Genomic DNA, 15711 nt, shown 5'->3' with positions numbered 1-15711 from the left:
AATGGGAATCTGAGTTAACCAATAGACATATTTGCTAACAAAGCGTTAAAGTTGACAGTGCTTTAACCGCAGTGAGCAACTGGCGTCAGCCAGCCCAAAAAAGCGGGAAAAGTGGAAGCTTTTTTGATTCTTGTTACGACCGGAATCAAAAGCATAGCTGGCATGGATTGGCGGCAAACAGGTAGTCACGCCGACATCCATCTCTAGGCTACAAATAAGTCCTAAACTATGCATACATGGAGGCATATAGTGGAAATGTTGTCAGGAGCCGACATGGTCGTTCGTTCGATGATCGACCAAGGCGTAAAACATATATTTGGGTATCCGGGCGGATCGGTTTTGGATATCTATGATGCACTGCATGAGAAAAGCGATATCGAGCACGTTCTCGTTCGCCATGAACAAGCAGCCGTTCACATGGCCGATGGCTATGCCCGTGCAACTGGCGAAGTCGGTGTTGTACTGGTGACGTCAGGCCCAGGCGCAACCAACGCCATTACCGGTATCGCGACCGCGTATTACGATTCAGTTCCAATGGTGGTTTTGTCCGGTCAGGTCATGAGTAACCTGATTGGTAACGATGCTTTCCAGGAATGTGACATGGTGGGTGTCTCGCGCCCTATCGTAAAACACAGCTTTTTGGTGAAAAACACCGAAGACATTCCAAAAATCATCAAGAAAGCTTTCTATTTGGCATCAACCGGCCGCCCAGGTCCTGTGGTTGTCGACCTGCCAAAAGACATGCTGAACCCAGCAAACAAGTTCCCTTACGAGTACCCGGAAAGCATGTCCATGCGTTCTTACAACCCGACAACCTCGGGTCATAAAGGACAAATTAAGCGTGGCTTGAAAGCCCTGCTTGAAGCGAAGAAACCGGTACTGTACATCGGCGGTGGTTCCATCATTTCCGAGTGTGGTGAGCAAATTAAAACGCTGGCAGATACACTGAATATTCCTGTTATCAGTACACTGATGGGCCTTGGTGCTTATCCGGGTACGGGTGACAAATCGCTGGGCATGCTGGGCATGCACGGCACGTACGAAGCCAATATGGCGATGCACAATGCGGATCTGATCTTTGGTATTGGTGTCCGTTTTGATGACCGTACGACGAATAACCTCGAGAAATACTGTCCAAATGCTAAGGTCATGCATATCGACATCGACCCATCGAGCATTTCAAAAACCGTTTCGGCTGACATTCCGATCGTTGGTTCGGCAGACGTGGTATTGAACACCATGTTGAAGATCCTGACCGAGCAGGGCGGTACGAACGATGAAGCCGCACTGGACGCTTGGTGGAACAACATCAACGTATGGCGCGAGCGTAAGTGTTTGGCGTACGAAACGAATAACGAACGCATCAAGCCGCAGCAAGCGATTGAAGCGGTCTACAAGCTCACCAATGGCGATGCATACGTGGCATCGGATGTTGGCCAGCACCAAATGTTTGCTGCGCTTTACTACCCATTTGATAAGCCACGTCGCTGGATCAACTCTGGTGGTCTCGGCACCATGGGCTTTGGTTTGCCAGCTGCGATGGGTGTGAAATTCGCAATCCCTGATGCAGAAGTGCTGTGCGTGACCGGTGACGGCAGTATCCAAATGAACATTCAGGAACTGTCGACGGCGCTGCAATACGATATCCCCGTCAAAATTATCAACCTCAACAACCGCTTCCTCGGCATGGTGAAGCAGTGGCAGGACATGATTTATCAAGGTCGTCACTCTCACTCTTACATGGACTCGGTGCCTGATTTTGCTGCAATTGCAGAAGCTTACGGTCATGTAGGTATTCGCATCAGCGATCCTGCTCAGCTGGAAAGCGAACTGGCACGTGGTCTGGCGATGAAAGACAAACTGGTCTTCTTCGACATCAGCGTGGATGAAACAGAGCACGTTTATCCAATGCAGGTGCGTGGTGGTGCAATGAATGAAATGTGGTTGAGCAAGACGGAGAGAACATAATGCGCAGTATTGTATCGATTTTGATGGAAAACGAACCGGGCGCATTGTCTCGCGTAGTTGGCCTGTTTTCACAGCGTGGCTACAACATTGAATCCCTGACGGTTTCCCCGACAGACGATCCAACGCTGTCTCGTTTGAACATCACGACCACCGTGGTTAAGGCGTCTGAGCGCGAGCAGATTGAGAAACAACTGCACAAGCTGATTGACGTGCTGAAAGTGAGTAATGTGACCGAGTCAGAGCACATTGAACGTGAACTGGCGATGGTGAAAGTGAAAGCGAGCGGCTTTGCCCGTGCAGAAGTAAAACGCACTGCAGATATCTTCCGTGGCCAGATCGTGGACGTGACTAACTCGCTCTACACCGTGCAGATTGCAGGCTCAAGCGACAAGATTGAAGCCTTCATCGCAGCGATGAAAGATGTCACCGACATCATTGAAGTCGCACGAAGCGGTGTTGTGGGTATTGCTCGTGGTGAGCGCGCACTGCGTCAGTAAAACTGACAGCGAGTCTCAGAAAAAGCCGATGGTGAAAGCCGTCGGTTTTTTTATGTCTGATGGGCTGGCAGAAGATGCTCTCAACTTGTGACTTTCTGCCCAAAATGTATACTTCCGGGGTACAAGAAAAACAAAATAAACCCAAGAGAAAGTCGTTGTGTTCCAAACCATCAATAAGTATTTGGTGAGAGTGACGACCGTGTCTCTGGCTGTCCTGACGATTAAGGTCGGCTGGATTTATCTGGTGCCGATGGCGGTACTGATGAACACTCACCGCAATGAGCTGGTTCCATCCAGATTTAAGAAGTAAAAGCCCAAAGAAAAACAGAATTTTAGCCAGAGCGCTAAAAACAAAAAAGGAGCCAATCGGCTCCTTTTTTTATGCTCGGTACGGTTCGATTACAGAACGTGTACAGATGCAGTGTTAGTAGTACCAGAAGCAACCAGTGCGCCTGAAACCATAACAACGATGTCGCCTTTCGCAGCCAGACCTGATTCCAGAGCGATTTCTTTACCACGACGGTAGAACTCGTCAGTGTTTTCGAACTGGTCAACAACTACTGAAGTCACGCCTTTGCTCAGGCAAAGTTGCGCAGCAGTTTTCTCGTTGATGGTGACAGCGATGATGTTTGCAGTTGGGAAGTACTTGCGGATGGAACGCGCAGACTTACCTGCTTCAGTAGCAACAACGATCAGAGGAGCACCCAGCTTCTCAGCGGTGTCTACTGCGCCTTTACATACTGCTTCAGTGATACGCAGGCGAGAGCTATCCAGACGTGAGCCCAGTTCTGCTTTCAGTACTGCATCAGTACGCTTAGCGATTTGCGCCATGATGGTCACAGCTTCAACTGGGTATTTACCCTTCGCAGTTTCACCAGACAGCATCACTGCGTCGGTGCCATCCATGATCGCGTTCGCTACGTCACCCGCTTCTGCGCGAGTTGGACGTGGGTTCTTGATCATTGAATCCAGCATTTGAGTTGCAGTGATAACCACTTTACGTGCGCGGTTACATTTCTCGATCATCATCTTCTGAGCGAAGATAACTTCTTCTGCTGGGATTTCTACACCCAGGTCGCCACGTGCAACCATGATGCCGTCAGACAGCTCCAGGATCTCGTCGAAGTTATCAACGCCTTCCTGGTTTTCGATTTTAGAGATGATTTGGATGTTCTCGCCGCCGTTTGCAGCCAGAAGATCGCGGATTTCTTTAACGTCAGATGCTTTACGGATGAAAGAAGCTGCGATGAAGTCAACGCCTTGCTCACAACCGAATACCAGGTCACCTTTGTCTTTTTCAGACAGCGCAGGCAGGTTTACAGAAACGCCTGGCAGGTTAACGCCTTTGTTTTCGCCCAGGTCACCGTTGTTCAGTACTTTACAGATAACGTCAGTTTCTGTGGTTTCCAGTACTTCCATCTCGATCAGACCGTCGTCAACCAGGATGGTGTTGCCAACAGTCAGGTCTTTTGCGAAACCTTGGTAAGTCACTGCAACGCGCTCTGCGTTACCTACTACTGATGCGTCAGTAGTGAAAGTGAAAGTTTGACCTGCAACCAGAGAAACATCGTTGCCGCCTTCCAGCTTGATGGTGCGGATTTCAGGACCTTTGGTATCCAGCAGGATAGCCAGTTGCTTGCCACTGTTTTCCATTACCTGACGCAGGTTAGAGATGCGAGTGCCGTGCTCTGCAAAGTCGCCGTGCGAGAAGTTCAGGCGCATTACGTTCATGCCTGCATCTGCCAGCTTAGTCAGCATCTCTACTGATTCGGTTTTTGGTCCAATCGTACAAACGATTTTGGTCTTTTTCATGTAGGGTTCTCTCCGGTCGAACTTTTACTACCCAAGGGATAAATGTCGCTGTAGTCACGTTATCCAGATGCTTGAGTTTTGTAAGAAAACAACAAGCTACTGTGTGTTGAGCGGCAAGATTGCCATGTGCTCTTACAGCGTTAATATTGATTCATGCCACATAATTGTGTTGTCCAAACGCGGATTCGCTTGGACAACACAACTCATCCATGAAAGCGGACACAAGTATACATGCTTTATATGGCGGAAATTTGATCGCAGGCAAGTGAAAAAGGGATATTCCAACCTTCCTTGCATCATCCACTCAAATGAAACAGCAATGTGCCTTTTTTCAGGGCCGTAAATTTACCACATAAACTTATCTAGATCACTAATCAGTAACGAATAGATAAACAGCAGTGAACATTGGTGAACATTGGGTTGAATGCGTCAAAAGATAGCCCACTAGACGAGGATCATGCCTGAATATTTTTGAAAAAAAATGACATTATTTCGTCGCCTCATGAGCACAAAGCGAAATTTTTTCACTATTTCATAGATCTATGTCTCGCTCTGGCTATCTAACCAACAAACAGTATGTGGTCTGTTGGTTAAATTTTGCGACAATGTTTCCATTAATTCACCTAAGGGAATGAGTGCCTTTGATGCATTTGCTTCGGTTATGCCGATTCGTCTGTAGCGTTGTGGTATTTGTACTGGGGATCTCCCAGTCAGTTGCGTTGGCTGAAACGGATAAAGACACCATCATCGTGACGAATTCTCATAGCTGGAAGCCTTTTGCCTTCTCGGAAAATGGTATTCCCAAGGGACTGTTAGTTGATTACTGGAAGCTTTTTTCAGAGATCAATAACACCCCGGTAGAATTTGCTCTCTCGGATTGGAACGACTCTCTGATCGCTATGCAAGAAGGCGGGCGCAAAGTTCATGGCGGCTTGCTCTACTCTGAATCTCGTGATGAATACCTCGATTACGTCCTGCCTCTTTTCGAAATCTCCACCACGCTTTATGTACTCAATGACAGCGAAGAGTTGAAAACGGAAGGTGTTCTGCCGGGCATGGTCGTTGGTGTTGTGCGTGGCGGCTACGAGGAAGAGTTTCTGAAGACTCGCTATCCGTTGGTCTCTACCATGGGGTTTGATAACAATGCAGCGCTTATCCAGGCGGCACGTGAAGGCAAAATAAAGCGCATGTTGGTGGATACTCAAGTGGCGACTTATTACCTGCTGCAACAGGACAATCCCAACCGTTTTGTGCCGATTGACCGTATGTACCAAAAAATGCTGTATGCCGCCGTGCCAGCAGGAAATGAACTTCTGCTTCAAGAAGTCGAAAGCGGCATCAAAAATATCCCACCTCACGAAATTGATCGCATCAAACAAAAATGGCTCAACACGAGTAAAACCACTCAGATCCCTGACTGGTTTTGGCCGCTGGTGGGCTCTGTATTGTTTCTTGGCACAGTCAGTTACATCATCCTGCTCAAGCAGGCCGTACACCGAAAAACCCGTGCTTTGAAAGCGTTGAACAGTAAGCTGGAAGAATACGCGTTTACCGACTCACTGACCGGACTCATGAACCGCCGTGGCTTGGACAGAAACTTTGCCAGCAAGCGGGTCAATAGCATGCTGAAACGTGGCCAATTAGGGGTGCTGATGCTTGATGTGGATCACTTCAAAAAAATCAATGATAAGTACGGTCACCTGAAAGGGGATGAAGTGCTGAATAACCTTGGCAGGGCGTTGAACAACTACCTGCGCGAGGCGGTGGCAATCTCTCGGCTGGGAGGTGAAGAGTTCTGTTTGTTGATACCCGCTGAGGATCTGCACGATCTGGAGGTGAATGCGGATTACGTTTGCCGGTTTATCGTGCCGCAGGCTTCACAGGAAGGGATAGGGCTTTTTGTAACCGCATCGGTGGGGGCATTGCTGGTAGACAAAGGTTGCAAAGATCCTTCTCTGGAAGCGCTGCTTCACCATGCAGACCGCTTGATGTACCAAGCCAAGGAAAATGGCCGGAATCGGGTGACGCTGGGTTCTCTGTCGAACCAGCAGCATCAAAGATACTCCAATCAGATAAGTGCTTAACCGATGTCTGGTTTATCTTCTGCAGACGCATCGTAATTGATCACGCGATTGCGCCCGGTCTTCTTCGCGATGTAGAGCGCTTCATCAGCACGTAGGCTGGCGGTCAGGAAATCTTCTGTTGCCTCCAGCACTGTCGCCCCGATAGAAATTGTGCAGCCAATGGAAAGCGGCTGCGAGTTCGGGTGACTGACTCTCACTTCGCAGTCCTGCACTGCCACACGGAGCCGCTCTAATCTTGTGGTGGCCTCGGTATGGTTGTCAGCCCAAATCAGTAAGGCGAACTCTTCGCCGCCCAAACGAAATGCGTATTCATCCGGCGCAGTGAAATCTTCAATCTCCTGGGCAAATCGGCGCAACACCAAGTCACCCACGGGGTGGCCAAAGGTGTCGTTGATACGTTTGAAGTGATCGATGTCGGCCATCGCAAGATACTGGCGGCGTTGCTGAGCAGCATGGCGCTCACTGAACAAGTCCAACAGATAACGGCGATTATAAAGGTTGGTGAGATCGTCTCGGTTTGCCATATCACGCAAAGTACGCTCACGGCGGATTTGGTCGGTTACCACACTCACAAAGGTACACATGGCTTTTTCGCCATACCAGTCAATCACCTTGTCGGTGATTTCAGCGATCATCGGATTACCTTTTAAATCCATATGATTGATCACTTCCGGCGGTGTCGGGATCCCGGTTTCAATCGCGTGATTGTAGCGACGCTGAGCTTCAGGCCAGTGTTCTTCTTCAAAAAGGACGCGAATAGAAGGCAGACTGAGCACGTCCTCTGCGCAGGCCATTCCACTGAACTTTGCGAATGCGTTATTGGCATACTTAGGGACAAAGTTAATGTGTATGACGCAGGGATTCGGGTGGATGTCGAGTATGTCTTTAAAATCTGGCATCGCGTGGAGAAAGTGCTGGTCAAAAATTTAATGTGAAAGTTATCACTTATCAGTGTGAAAACTGCGATGTATTTCATGAATTTGGAATTGTTGCTCGGAACTAATCAATTGTGAATCATATGTCTTACATCTTTGTTAGTAGTGCAACGCAAAATTATCATTCTGCTCAATAATGGTTCGGTTATCTCAGACTTTGATTGGTTCAATTTTTTCACGCAGATCTGACAGAGAAACGGATGATTTTGGGATGGAAATGCAACTTCCTACTACTATGAAGCAAAGAACTTTACACCGAGATAACGTTAATTCATGTCTAAATGGAGACTCTTGTTAGGCGTTGGCGTGTTATGTTTTCCGCTCTATCTATCGGCTGAAACCAGCGAATTTGCCTACACCGAACAACTAGAAAGTGACAACCGTATGAAGTGTATTTATGGCTACTTTGCGGAGAAAACCGGTGACCATGAATTCGCTGTCGCGATTCTTGAAGACTGCATTGCACGCTGGAATGATGTTTATTCCATGCTGCTACTTGCTCAAATTCATGAAAGTGGAGTGTACTCAGCGCCAAACCCCTCCCGTTCCACTGCCCTAATGAAGCAGGGGGCACAACTCGATGACGAAGCAGGCTACTCGAGACTTGCCAGATATCACTATGGGAAAGCGCTTTACGAAGGCTTTGGCATTGCTGTCGATAAAAGTCAGGGAAAAGAATATCTCCAAATGGCCGCCCGCGAAGGGGTTGAAGCTGCCTGCGAATACCTTGAACAAAATGGTGAGCCTTGCTGATGACGTGAAGGCGTAAAGTTTCCATTTGCTTCGTTGTTTTCAGGTTGACGCAAGGCCGCACACGCACAGCGACTCTGGATATGCTCAATAGGAGCAGTAGCGCACATGTAAGACGTCATGTGTGCCATTTTTGCTGGGCCTTACTTTATCCATCAACACATGATCTTGGGATCCACCAGGTGAGCGCTAAGACGCAGCATGGGGTCGTCAATTGGCGGGGCAGTCTCACGATATCGATAACTTTTTTATTTCCCAAGCCCAGCGTTTTTAAGCGTTTGAGGCGTAATTACCTTTCCGCCAGCCTCAACACCAAACAAGCCGCTTTCCTCTTCGGAAGGTAAAGCAAAGGGCGGCGCATCATGGACTAGCTGGAATTCCAGTAAAGTGTAAGGACGTTGCCATAACCACTCACGGTTACCGACTGCATGCAAGTCCGATTCTGGCTGTGGCTCATCAATGAAAGAATAGAAATAGAGAGTGAAGCCATAATCGGTAACAGGTTGGATGGATTTCAGCGTCAAACCAAGGCTTTCAGCCCATTTCTGCATGGCTCGCTCGTCATGGCAGCGAAGAGTGATGTGTGCCAGCGCGGCTCCATCGGCAATCGGGTGAGTCAGTGGTTGGCGTTGGGGTTTATTGCCTTCAAAGGTAGTTTGCAGTAATTCAATGGTCAGCCCGTTGGGATCAGACAAGTGAGCAAGATAGCCAATGTCCTGAAACTGGCGCGGCGCGGAAACATTGATCCCCTGTGAGCGAAGCCAGTGGCAGGCGGCGTCCAAGTCCACCACAGTGATGCCGATTTTCCAAAAGCCATCTGCTGGTGTGGGTTGGTAAAGGTTATCAGACGGAATAAAAGACAGTGATGCGCTTTCACCTTCAAATCGCCAGCCGGAGTCGGTCAATCGCATGCCCAGCACATCCTGATAGAAAGCGTGAAGTCGCTCGCTAAGCCTTGCTTTGATGGTAATGTTGGTGAACACGTATTCCTTCTCCGTCCTTTGTGCGTCCTTATCCCCATATAAGGGTATATCCCATTGTTGCTGTTTCGGAGGGGAAAAGTGCGATGAAAAAAGCGTGATTTCGAGTAGTAATCAATGATCAGTGGGTAAATTTGCCAACAGCGTCCCGCCCGACTGCTGATAGGATTGCAAATACACATTGAAATGTATCAAGATCACGACAAATAAGTTTTGGAATAGAAATCACATTCATGCTTAAAGCCACAGCACTCCTTTTTACAATGCTTACCCTTATCGGGTGTTCGAAAGAGAAAGACGGCAACGTGTTTCTAGAGCGTTGTTTTGTGGATCGCGAATACAGTTTTGAGTGTGATGGTGTGAGCTTTACTGCGCTGCCGGGATTAATTGAAAAAGCCACCGAACAAGAGGTTGTCGTCAGGGTAGAAAAAGAGTCCATCACACTTTCCAACCCCGCAGGATTTGAGGCGTTGGCGAACGTCGATGTGGCTTACCTGAAAAACCTTTCCATCAAATTCTCAGGCACGGTAAAGGAAGCAACCTGGATCCAGAAGAGCTTTGATATCGAAAATCCACGGATTGACTGGTTTGAAATGCCAGACAAAGCGCATATCGCCAACATCCGTAAAGAGCGAAAAGTTCGTGCAGCAATGTTGGATGCGCGCGGTGGTGAAGATGAAGCCTATCAATACTGTGCGGCACAGGCGGAAAGCTTTTATGGTGCCGATTGTGGGTTCGACCAAAGCTTTGAGTCGGTATGGAACAAAGACACTCTGTTCACTACGGTGAGCTGCAGAGGAGAAAGCGGTAAGAAAACCCGCTATAAGTGCAGTACCTACGACGGCATGACCGTTCTCGAATCTTATTGGTAATCATCCAAAAATATCTGCTGGCTTACGGACTAATACCCAAGATCTGAATACCGGCGAATGATTTCCCCATACTTGCCCGACGCCTTTACCTGATCCAATGCCGCTTGCCAGCGGGTGATTTCTTCTTCTGGCGTGTCTTTTGAAAACGCAATATAAAGCTGGATATTGAACAGTTCTACGCCCGTGTTCTTGAGACTCTCCGCATCGATACTGCTTTTTTGCATCATGGGTTTGTAGGCAAATTCCCCAATCGGTGCCAAATCCCCCCGGCCCATCACTAACATGGAAAATGCCTGAATCGGGGAATTGGTGATATAGAGATTGTTAAACCCCTGACTCTGAAGGAACTCTGTTTCCGGAAAACCACGAGTGACAAGAATCGCGTTTGTTTCCCGCGCGTCTTCCAGTGATTGGATGTTGATGTCGCTGTCTTTATGACGATAAAACGTGACTCTGTCTTCCACCAAGGGGCCAACCCATTTAAACAAGGGTTCACGTTCTGGTGTGCGGCTCATTGAAAACAAAATGCGGTTGGACTTTCGTTTGGTTTCTTTGTAAGCGCGGGCCCAAGGAAGCATCTCAATATCGTCAGGATGCCCGACGATGGCAAAGACTTCACGTACGATATCGACAGATAATCCATTTAACTCGCCATTTTCCACATAACCAAACGGCGCAAAATCTTCCGTCATGACCGTGAATGTTTGAGACATTGCGAGCTGGCTGACTATCAGCAGAGGCAGTGCGAAAAAGCATCGAATAGCGGAGGTTAAAAACGACTTACCCGGGTTATTCATTCCTTCACCTGACATTACGACTCGTTACGTATTTTTATGTTTATACGCTTAAGTTTACTCAAGACGATTGCTTGCCTGTGTTTATTTCTGCTGAATCTCAATAGTGAACTTAGTCGCACCAACATGTCGCATAATGGGTGTCTAAGGAATTGATATTAAAGGCTGACTTTGCTGCGTTGCTTGTTAAAAAAAGAAGGCAGTGCTTGCTTGCTGGTTTTACTGATGGTTTGCATCAGTGCAAAGCTTGGGTTGGTGATGCCTTGATGCTCCAGTTCATCAAGCATCAGAAGCCAGAGCCTTGCTGTCATTTCAGCATCCGCCAAAGCGCGGTGGAAAACGCCATCATTGGCAATATGCTTGAAGCGCACCAGATCGCCGAGTTTGTGGGTCGGGGAGTCTTGAATCAGGCGGCGGGCAATCAGCATAGAGCAGGTAAACTGGCCGGAATAACCTGCGTGCAGGCGTTCCAGTTCCGCATCCAAAAAGCGCTTATCGAAAGAGGCGTTGTGAGCAACAAGGTTAAACCCGGCGATAAACTCGGAAAATCGACCCATCACATCTTCACAGCCTGGTGCCGTGCGCAGCATGTTGTTAGTGATGCCAGTGTAACCCTCGATAAAACTACTGACGCGAAAGCCCGGGTTCATCAATTCCTGAAAGGTGTCGACTACCTCACCGTCAACCAACTTTACTGCGCCGATTTCAATGGCGCGGTCGCCCATGTTGGGTGATAAGCCTGTGGTTTCGAAGTCGAGCACGACGACGGTATTGGCGGGTTTGGATGGCATGGAGAAGATCCCGAAGCGAGAGAAACAGAGGGAAGGAGTATACAGGGGAAACGACTACATGCGTGAAAAGTGAAAATAAAGCTCGCTATTTAACCAGCACACTGTATAGTTCGCGCCTGGCTCAGAAAGAGCTGTTAATGCCAAATTTAGTTTAAGTTTCTTCTCAGCTACTTCTCGATAGTCTTCGTTAATACCCTGCGTCAACTTGTGCTTCATCGACCATTCAATAGCTTTCCGTACAGCCTTGCTGTTTAACGTCGGCGTTTAGCTTGTCGTTAACATATTCAATTAAAAACAAATTAGAGGTTACTATGTCTGATAAATCGACTGGTCTGGTAAAATGGTTCGACGAAACTAAAGGTTTTGGCTTCATCACTCAAGACAACGGCGGCAAGGACGTATTCGTTCACTTCCGTGCAATTGTTTCTGACGGTTTCAAAACTCTGGCTGAAGGCCAAAAAGTACGTTTTAACGTTGAGCAAGGCCAAAAAGGTCCTCAAGCGACTAACGTAGAAGCGCTGTAATTCAGCGAGAAACGGCGCAATACTCGGTATATTGCGCCGTTTTATTTCCTGCCTTTTTCTTCCTCAGGGTATCGCCCTTAAAGTTGAACCCGCACCGTTTGCAACGCATTCGCTGGCAGGGTTATCAGCGCACTCTGCGCACCAATCACCAAATCAAATTGTATCGGCTTCTTGGTCGTGTTCAGCAGTTGCACACTTAGCAATCCTGATTCATTCACCGTTGAACTGGCATGCAAATCATCCTGCTCCAATCCGCCTAACAAGGTATCGGTTTTGACTGCTTTATCGCCGGGACGAATCGTGCGACTGAACTGTGCCAGCACATCATAAATCGGCGTGTAATAGACATACCCGGTTTCCGTATCAATCATGATCGGTGCACCACAGAAATTTCCAGCATGGTTAGGGCCGCCTTTGGCATCTAGCACCGCATTCCAATCTACCCAACCGTTCATCCAGTGATTCAGGCTGACAATGATGTCACGCGCGTAGCGATGCACTGGGGTGTAGATAGGGTGGTTTTCCGGATTTGGTGCCCAAGTAGCGGTGTATGCCCAATCGGTCGCGTTTTCATTCCACCAGAACTCGTCGTTATCAAACCAGCCGGACTCCTGAAATTTCACCGGATCCAAAATGCCTTTCGGTGCAGGCTTACCGAGATCGTCAATTGTGCCTTCGGTATGGATGATGGCGAAATCCGGGAATTTGTTGTGTACCTTCTCCAGTACCTCTTGGTACACATCGACCGTGCTGGAATACCAGTGAACGGCAGATCCATAAACATACGGCGCGGTGTCGGGATCGCCCAGGATCACATCCGTCCAATGCTCCAGATGATCACGGTTTTGATCGTAGATAAGCAATCGAGTATCGTTGAAAGCGCTTTCTTTTAAAGCCGGACCAAGAAACTTTTTGATGAAGGTGTTTTGGGTCTCAGCAGTGAAGTGCATGCTCTCCCAGTTGCCACTGTTGCCGTGCGGTTCATTGACGGGCGTTAAACCCCAGATATCAACACCGGCTTCCTTATAGTGCTCAAGGTATTTCACCAGATAATCCGCGTAAGTGGATTCATATTCCGGTTTGAGCGAGCCACCCGTGCCTTCCCAGTCGTTCTCTTCTGAGCCTTTGATGAACCAGGTATTGATATCCTTCATCCAAGGTGGCGCAGTCCACGCGGAAGCAATGATGTTCAGGGTGCCGTCATCTTGTTTTGCTTTGATCGATTTTGCTTCTTTGATCATCGGCAGCACGTCGAACGATTCATCCTGAATACCGGGATACTTGGCTTTTGAAAAGCCATCGCTGTCTGGTGCGATTGTGAAATGCTCCAGCGCCGCGTCACCTTCGACTTCGGCATAGCCGAGCTTTCCTTCCACAGAAAAGTCAGTCGAGCCAATCGGCGTGCGGGTCAGCGAGAAGTTCGCGCCTGATTCGCCGTAGAGATTGTTCATGACCTCAAGGCGTTTTTCTGGCGGAAGGTGAGCCAATACAAACGCAGCAGATTCAGTGAAAGACGTACCGATCCCAGTGATGGTTTGCTTGGTGATATCCGGCTGGATGACGACTTGTATGCCGTTTGCACGTTCGGTGGTAAAGGACTGGTTTGGCATCACTGACATTTTGTCGCCCGCTTCGCTGGTCAGCAGGATTTCACTCGTCGAGGTTAAGCCAAAATTCTTGTTATTACTCAATGCTTGCTCCCTGTCTTTATCAGAAGTGCAGGAAAGCAGCATTGCCGAAGACAACGCAACAAGCGCCGCAGCGACTGCTCTCACTTCCATGTTCTTTACTCCACAGTGGGAATGATTGGTGTTAAATAAAAAGCCGCACATTAGTCCCTGATGTGCGGCTCTCTACGTATACCTGTTCTATTTTTTGAATGTAACCGGAGGCCATGTTTACTGCTTTGCTTTTCTTGCAATCAATACAGCCCCAGCAGTTCACAGAAACACAGGGCGATGATGATGGTTACATGTTGCGCTCGGCACTGGCGACAGCGATCAGCGCATCAGCGACACCTTTTGGATCAGAGAAAATCACAGCATGACTTGAATCAAGGGTGAAAGTGCCTTTAACGGGCTGACCTTGAATCATCGCATCCTGAACGTTTGGTGGGATAGCATTGTCCTCAGAGCATTTCACGTAATAGCGGGGAATGCTGCCATAGTTTTCTTCTGTCAGTGACAGTTTATAGGTGAGCGGTGCAGTTGGCTCCATTACCATAGAGGCTTTCGCACCTTCAACGGCCTCTGCGGGCAAGTCATGTGCAAAGGCATGATGGATTTCGGACTCCTTTATTCCCACTGCGGTTTTATCTTCGTTAAAGAAGAGGTTATCCAATACCGCAGAACCCTGAACACCTTGCGTAGCATCCATAAAAGAGACGCCATCAGGTAGCATGAAAGCACATAGGTAAACCAAGGCACTCACCTTGTCTGGACGTTCTTCAGCCACTTGGCTGGCAATCATTCCCCCGAAACTGTGGCCAACCAAAATGGTCTTATCATCTTGTTTATCCAAGATATCCGTTACTGTTTTGACATAGTCCTCGAAAGTAATGTCTGCTGGTTTAGTTTTGTCGGAGCCGTGTCCTGGCATATCTGGCGTATTGAAAGTGGCGGATTGTTGCATCGAGATTTGCTCTTGAACACCTTGCCACTGGAAGCCCCCAAGCCAGGCTGAGTGAATCATGGTGAAATTATCAGCTGCCGATGCTTTTTCTGAAGTGAATGAATCAGAGGAACATGCGGCAGATAACAAGGCAGTAGCGATGGTGACAGCTTTTACGATGTTGAAGTTGAAACGTGATTGAAAACTCATATTTTTACTCCTTTTAAATAGAGTTAACAAAGTGAACTTTATGGGGATTGCATCTTGCCCCTCTTGTTCTAATCGCTTCTTTGCTCATCTCCGACTGGCTATTTCTTTATCGTAAAAATAGAAAAAGTTTGTTACATCACCACCCAAAGAGGCTCATGGGTGCATGCTTCCATTCATGGCTAGTGACAGAGTTTGTTAACAATATGATATGTAAAGTGAGTTTGGTGTAGAGGGCGGTTTGTAGAGTGTATTAGTGAAGTCAAACACTTACAGTAAATGCTACTGGCTTATAACTGTGTTTTGGACACTAGGAACTCATATTTCTTGAAATACTATTGAAAGTGAGACGTTTGGGAACACTGGAATTCAGCGTTGTATGTCTACCGTTGTATCAAGTTGTGGTTTCCGGGGATCTCAGCCACTCAATCGCCAGCTTTTCCAGTGATTCCCAACTGGTGATTTCATGGGTACCGATGTGAAAACGGGAAGAAGTCAGTTGTCCATAGAGTTTGAAGTTCACTTTCTCCCTGGGGTACTGAATCTCGCAGTGCACCGACTTAGCAAGGGTATCGATATCAAAAGCGACCACCATGACGGGCAGCGACTTATCGCCGCCACGAATATTGAGGCGAAGCACCACCGGCAGTCCGGCATCATTGGCGAACATATACATAGGCACAACACTGTGCTTGCTGCCGCTAGGGAGCAATTTGTGAAGACAATCCAGCCTATCAAGCATACCTTTCCTCTTGGGTAGTAAGGATTAATCCAACTTAAGCTATTTCTTCAGTGTAGTGATGTTTACGGATTAGAAATTTGATTTGGTTAAAGTTTGTGCGATTTGGCGCAAGGGGAATAGAGAACGGCGCGTTGTAAATGAAAGA

At 47.9% G+C, this 15711-nt stretch carries 15 protein-coding genes; 7 read left to right on the top strand and 8 right to left on the bottom strand.

The window, feature by feature from the left end; all coding sequences use genetic code 11:
• Positions 1-249 precede the first annotated feature (249 nt).
• From D515_RS08305 to D515_RS25985, 3 genes are all read left to right on the top strand, one after another.
• Positions 250-1968 carry an acetolactate synthase 3 large subunit gene (locus tag D515_RS08305; RefSeq protein WP_039849785.1) on the top strand — a complete coding sequence of 573 codons (1719 nt, stop codon included), beginning with the start codon at positions 250-252 and terminating at the stop codon, positions 1966-1968.
• Entirely contained in the window at positions 1968-2465 is a 498-nt protein-coding gene (gene ilvN, locus D515_RS08300) for an acetolactate synthase small subunit (protein WP_002537707.1), read from the top strand. The genes D515_RS08305 and ilvN overlap by 1 nt, the downstream gene beginning before the upstream one ends.
• A 157-nt stretch (positions 2466-2622) precedes the next feature.
• Positions 2623-2775 carry a hypothetical protein gene (locus D515_RS25985; protein WP_002537704.1) on the top strand — a complete coding sequence of 51 codons (153 nt, stop codon included), beginning with the start codon at positions 2623-2625 and terminating at the stop codon, positions 2773-2775.
• A gap of 89 nt (positions 2776-2864) precedes the next feature.
• Here the strand turns inward: D515_RS25985 and pykF are convergent, their stop codons facing one another.
• Positions 2865-4277 (bottom strand): pyruvate kinase PykF, encoded by a 1413-nt coding sequence (gene pykF / locus D515_RS08295; protein WP_002537702.1) that lies wholly within the window; start codon positions 4275-4277, stop codon positions 2865-2867.
• Positions 4278-4921: 644 nt separating this feature from the next.
• Between pykF and D515_RS08290 the strand changes: the two genes are divergently transcribed.
• On the top strand, positions 4922-6361 hold the full coding sequence (locus D515_RS08290) for a transporter substrate-binding domain-containing diguanylate cyclase (protein WP_039849784.1): 1440 nt from the start codon (positions 4922-4924) through the stop codon (positions 6359-6361).
• On the opposite strand, the gene D515_RS08285 is transcribed toward D515_RS08290, so the two are convergent.
• Positions 6358-7260, bottom strand: coding sequence for a GGDEF domain-containing protein (locus tag D515_RS08285; RefSeq protein ID WP_039849783.1), 903 nt, complete (start codon positions 7258-7260; stop codon positions 6358-6360). The genes D515_RS08290 and D515_RS08285 overlap by 4 nt on opposite strands.
• 309 nt (positions 7261-7569) lie before the next feature.
• Here D515_RS08285 and D515_RS08280 point away from each other — a divergent pair, with 309 nt between their 5' ends.
• On the top strand, positions 7570-8049 hold the full coding sequence (locus tag D515_RS08280; protein ID WP_039849782.1) for an SEL1-like repeat protein: 480 nt from the start codon (positions 7570-7572) through the stop codon (positions 8047-8049).
• A gap of 245 nt (positions 8050-8294) precedes the next feature.
• Here D515_RS08280 and D515_RS08275 read toward each other — a convergent pair whose 3' ends face one another.
• Positions 8295-9029, bottom strand: coding sequence for a VOC family protein (locus tag D515_RS08275; protein WP_002537697.1), 735 nt, complete (start codon positions 9027-9029; stop codon positions 8295-8297).
• Between the two features lie 230 nt (positions 9030-9259).
• Between D515_RS08275 and D515_RS08270 the strand changes: the two genes are divergently transcribed.
• On the top strand, positions 9260-9898 hold the full coding sequence (locus tag D515_RS08270) for a hypothetical protein (protein WP_039849781.1): 639 nt from the start codon (positions 9260-9262) through the stop codon (positions 9896-9898).
• A 29-nt stretch (positions 9899-9927) separates the two neighbouring features.
• Here the strand turns inward: D515_RS08270 and D515_RS08265 are convergent, their stop codons facing one another.
• Positions 9928-10710: a substrate-binding periplasmic protein gene (locus tag D515_RS08265; protein WP_002537694.1), complete on the bottom strand. Its 783-nt coding sequence runs from the start codon at positions 10708-10710 to the stop codon at positions 9928-9930.
• Between the two features lie 140 nt (positions 10711-10850).
• On the bottom strand, positions 10851-11483 hold the full coding sequence (locus D515_RS08260; protein WP_002537693.1) for a 3'-5' exonuclease: 633 nt from the start codon (positions 11481-11483) through the stop codon (positions 10851-10853).
• A 311-nt stretch (positions 11484-11794) separates the two neighbouring features.
• Here D515_RS08260 and cspE point away from each other — a divergent pair, with 311 nt between their 5' ends.
• Complete coding sequence (gene cspE / locus D515_RS08255; RefSeq protein ID WP_002537692.1) at positions 11795-12007, top strand: transcription antiterminator/RNA stability regulator CspE; 213 nt, start codon at positions 11795-11797, stop codon at positions 12005-12007.
• A gap of 77 nt (positions 12008-12084) precedes the next feature.
• On the opposite strand, the gene D515_RS08250 is transcribed toward cspE, so the two are convergent.
• The 3 genes from D515_RS08250 to D515_RS08240 form a co-directional block, all read right to left on the bottom strand.
• Positions 12085-13788: a glycoside hydrolase family 30 protein gene (locus D515_RS08250; RefSeq protein WP_002537691.1), complete on the bottom strand. Its 1704-nt coding sequence runs from the start codon at positions 13786-13788 to the stop codon at positions 12085-12087.
• Positions 13789-13975: 187 nt separating this feature from the next.
• Positions 13976-14827, bottom strand: a complete 852-nt coding sequence (locus D515_RS08245) for an alpha/beta fold hydrolase (RefSeq protein ID WP_002537690.1) — start codon at positions 14825-14827, stop codon at positions 13976-13978.
• A gap of 391 nt (positions 14828-15218) precedes the next feature.
• Entirely contained in the window at positions 15219-15566 is a 348-nt protein-coding gene (locus tag D515_RS08240; protein ID WP_002537689.1) for a hypothetical protein, read from the bottom strand.
• Positions 15567-15711: the final 145 nt, after the last annotated feature.

It is taken from the genome of Grimontia indica, from assembly GCF_000333895.2.
GTDB classification, from domain to species: domain Bacteria; phylum Pseudomonadota; class Gammaproteobacteria; order Enterobacterales; family Vibrionaceae; genus Enterovibrio; species Enterovibrio indicus.
This window is presented reverse-complemented; position numbering and strand designations above follow the sequence as displayed.

Coding starts and splice junctions, on each gene's coding strand:
- ilvN (WP_002537707.1), top strand. CDS start 1,968: ATGCGCAGTATTGTATCGATTTTGATGGAAAACGAACCGGGCGCATTG.
- cspE (WP_002537692.1), top strand. CDS start 11,795: ATGTCTGATAAATCGACTGGTCTGGTAAAATGGTTCGACGAAACTAAA.
- D515_RS08245 (WP_002537690.1), bottom strand. CDS start 14,827: ATGAGTTTTCAATCACGTTTCAACTTCAACATCGTAAAAGCTGTCACC.
- D515_RS08250 (WP_002537691.1), bottom strand. CDS start 13,788: ATGGAAGTGAGAGCAGTCGCTGCGGCGCTTGTTGCGTTGTCTTCGGCA.
- D515_RS08280 (WP_039849782.1), top strand. CDS start 7,570: ATGTCTAAATGGAGACTCTTGTTAGGCGTTGGCGTGTTATGTTTTCCG.
- D515_RS08240 (WP_002537689.1), bottom strand. CDS start 15,566: ATGCTTGATAGGCTGGATTGTCTTCACAAATTGCTCCCTAGCGGCAGC.
- D515_RS08260 (WP_002537693.1), bottom strand. CDS start 11,483: ATGCCATCCAAACCCGCCAATACCGTCGTCGTGCTCGACTTCGAAACC.
- pykF (WP_002537702.1), bottom strand. CDS start 4,277: ATGAAAAAGACCAAAATCGTTTGTACGATTGGACCAAAAACCGAATCA.
- D515_RS08285 (WP_039849783.1), bottom strand. CDS start 7,260: ATGCCAGATTTTAAAGACATACTCGACATCCACCCGAATCCCTGCGTC.
- D515_RS08290 (WP_039849784.1), top strand. CDS start 4,922: ATGCATTTGCTTCGGTTATGCCGATTCGTCTGTAGCGTTGTGGTATTT.
- D515_RS08270 (WP_039849781.1), top strand. CDS start 9,260: ATGCTTAAAGCCACAGCACTCCTTTTTACAATGCTTACCCTTATCGGG.
- D515_RS08265 (WP_002537694.1), bottom strand. CDS start 10,710: ATGTCAGGTGAAGGAATGAATAACCCGGGTAAGTCGTTTTTAACCTCC.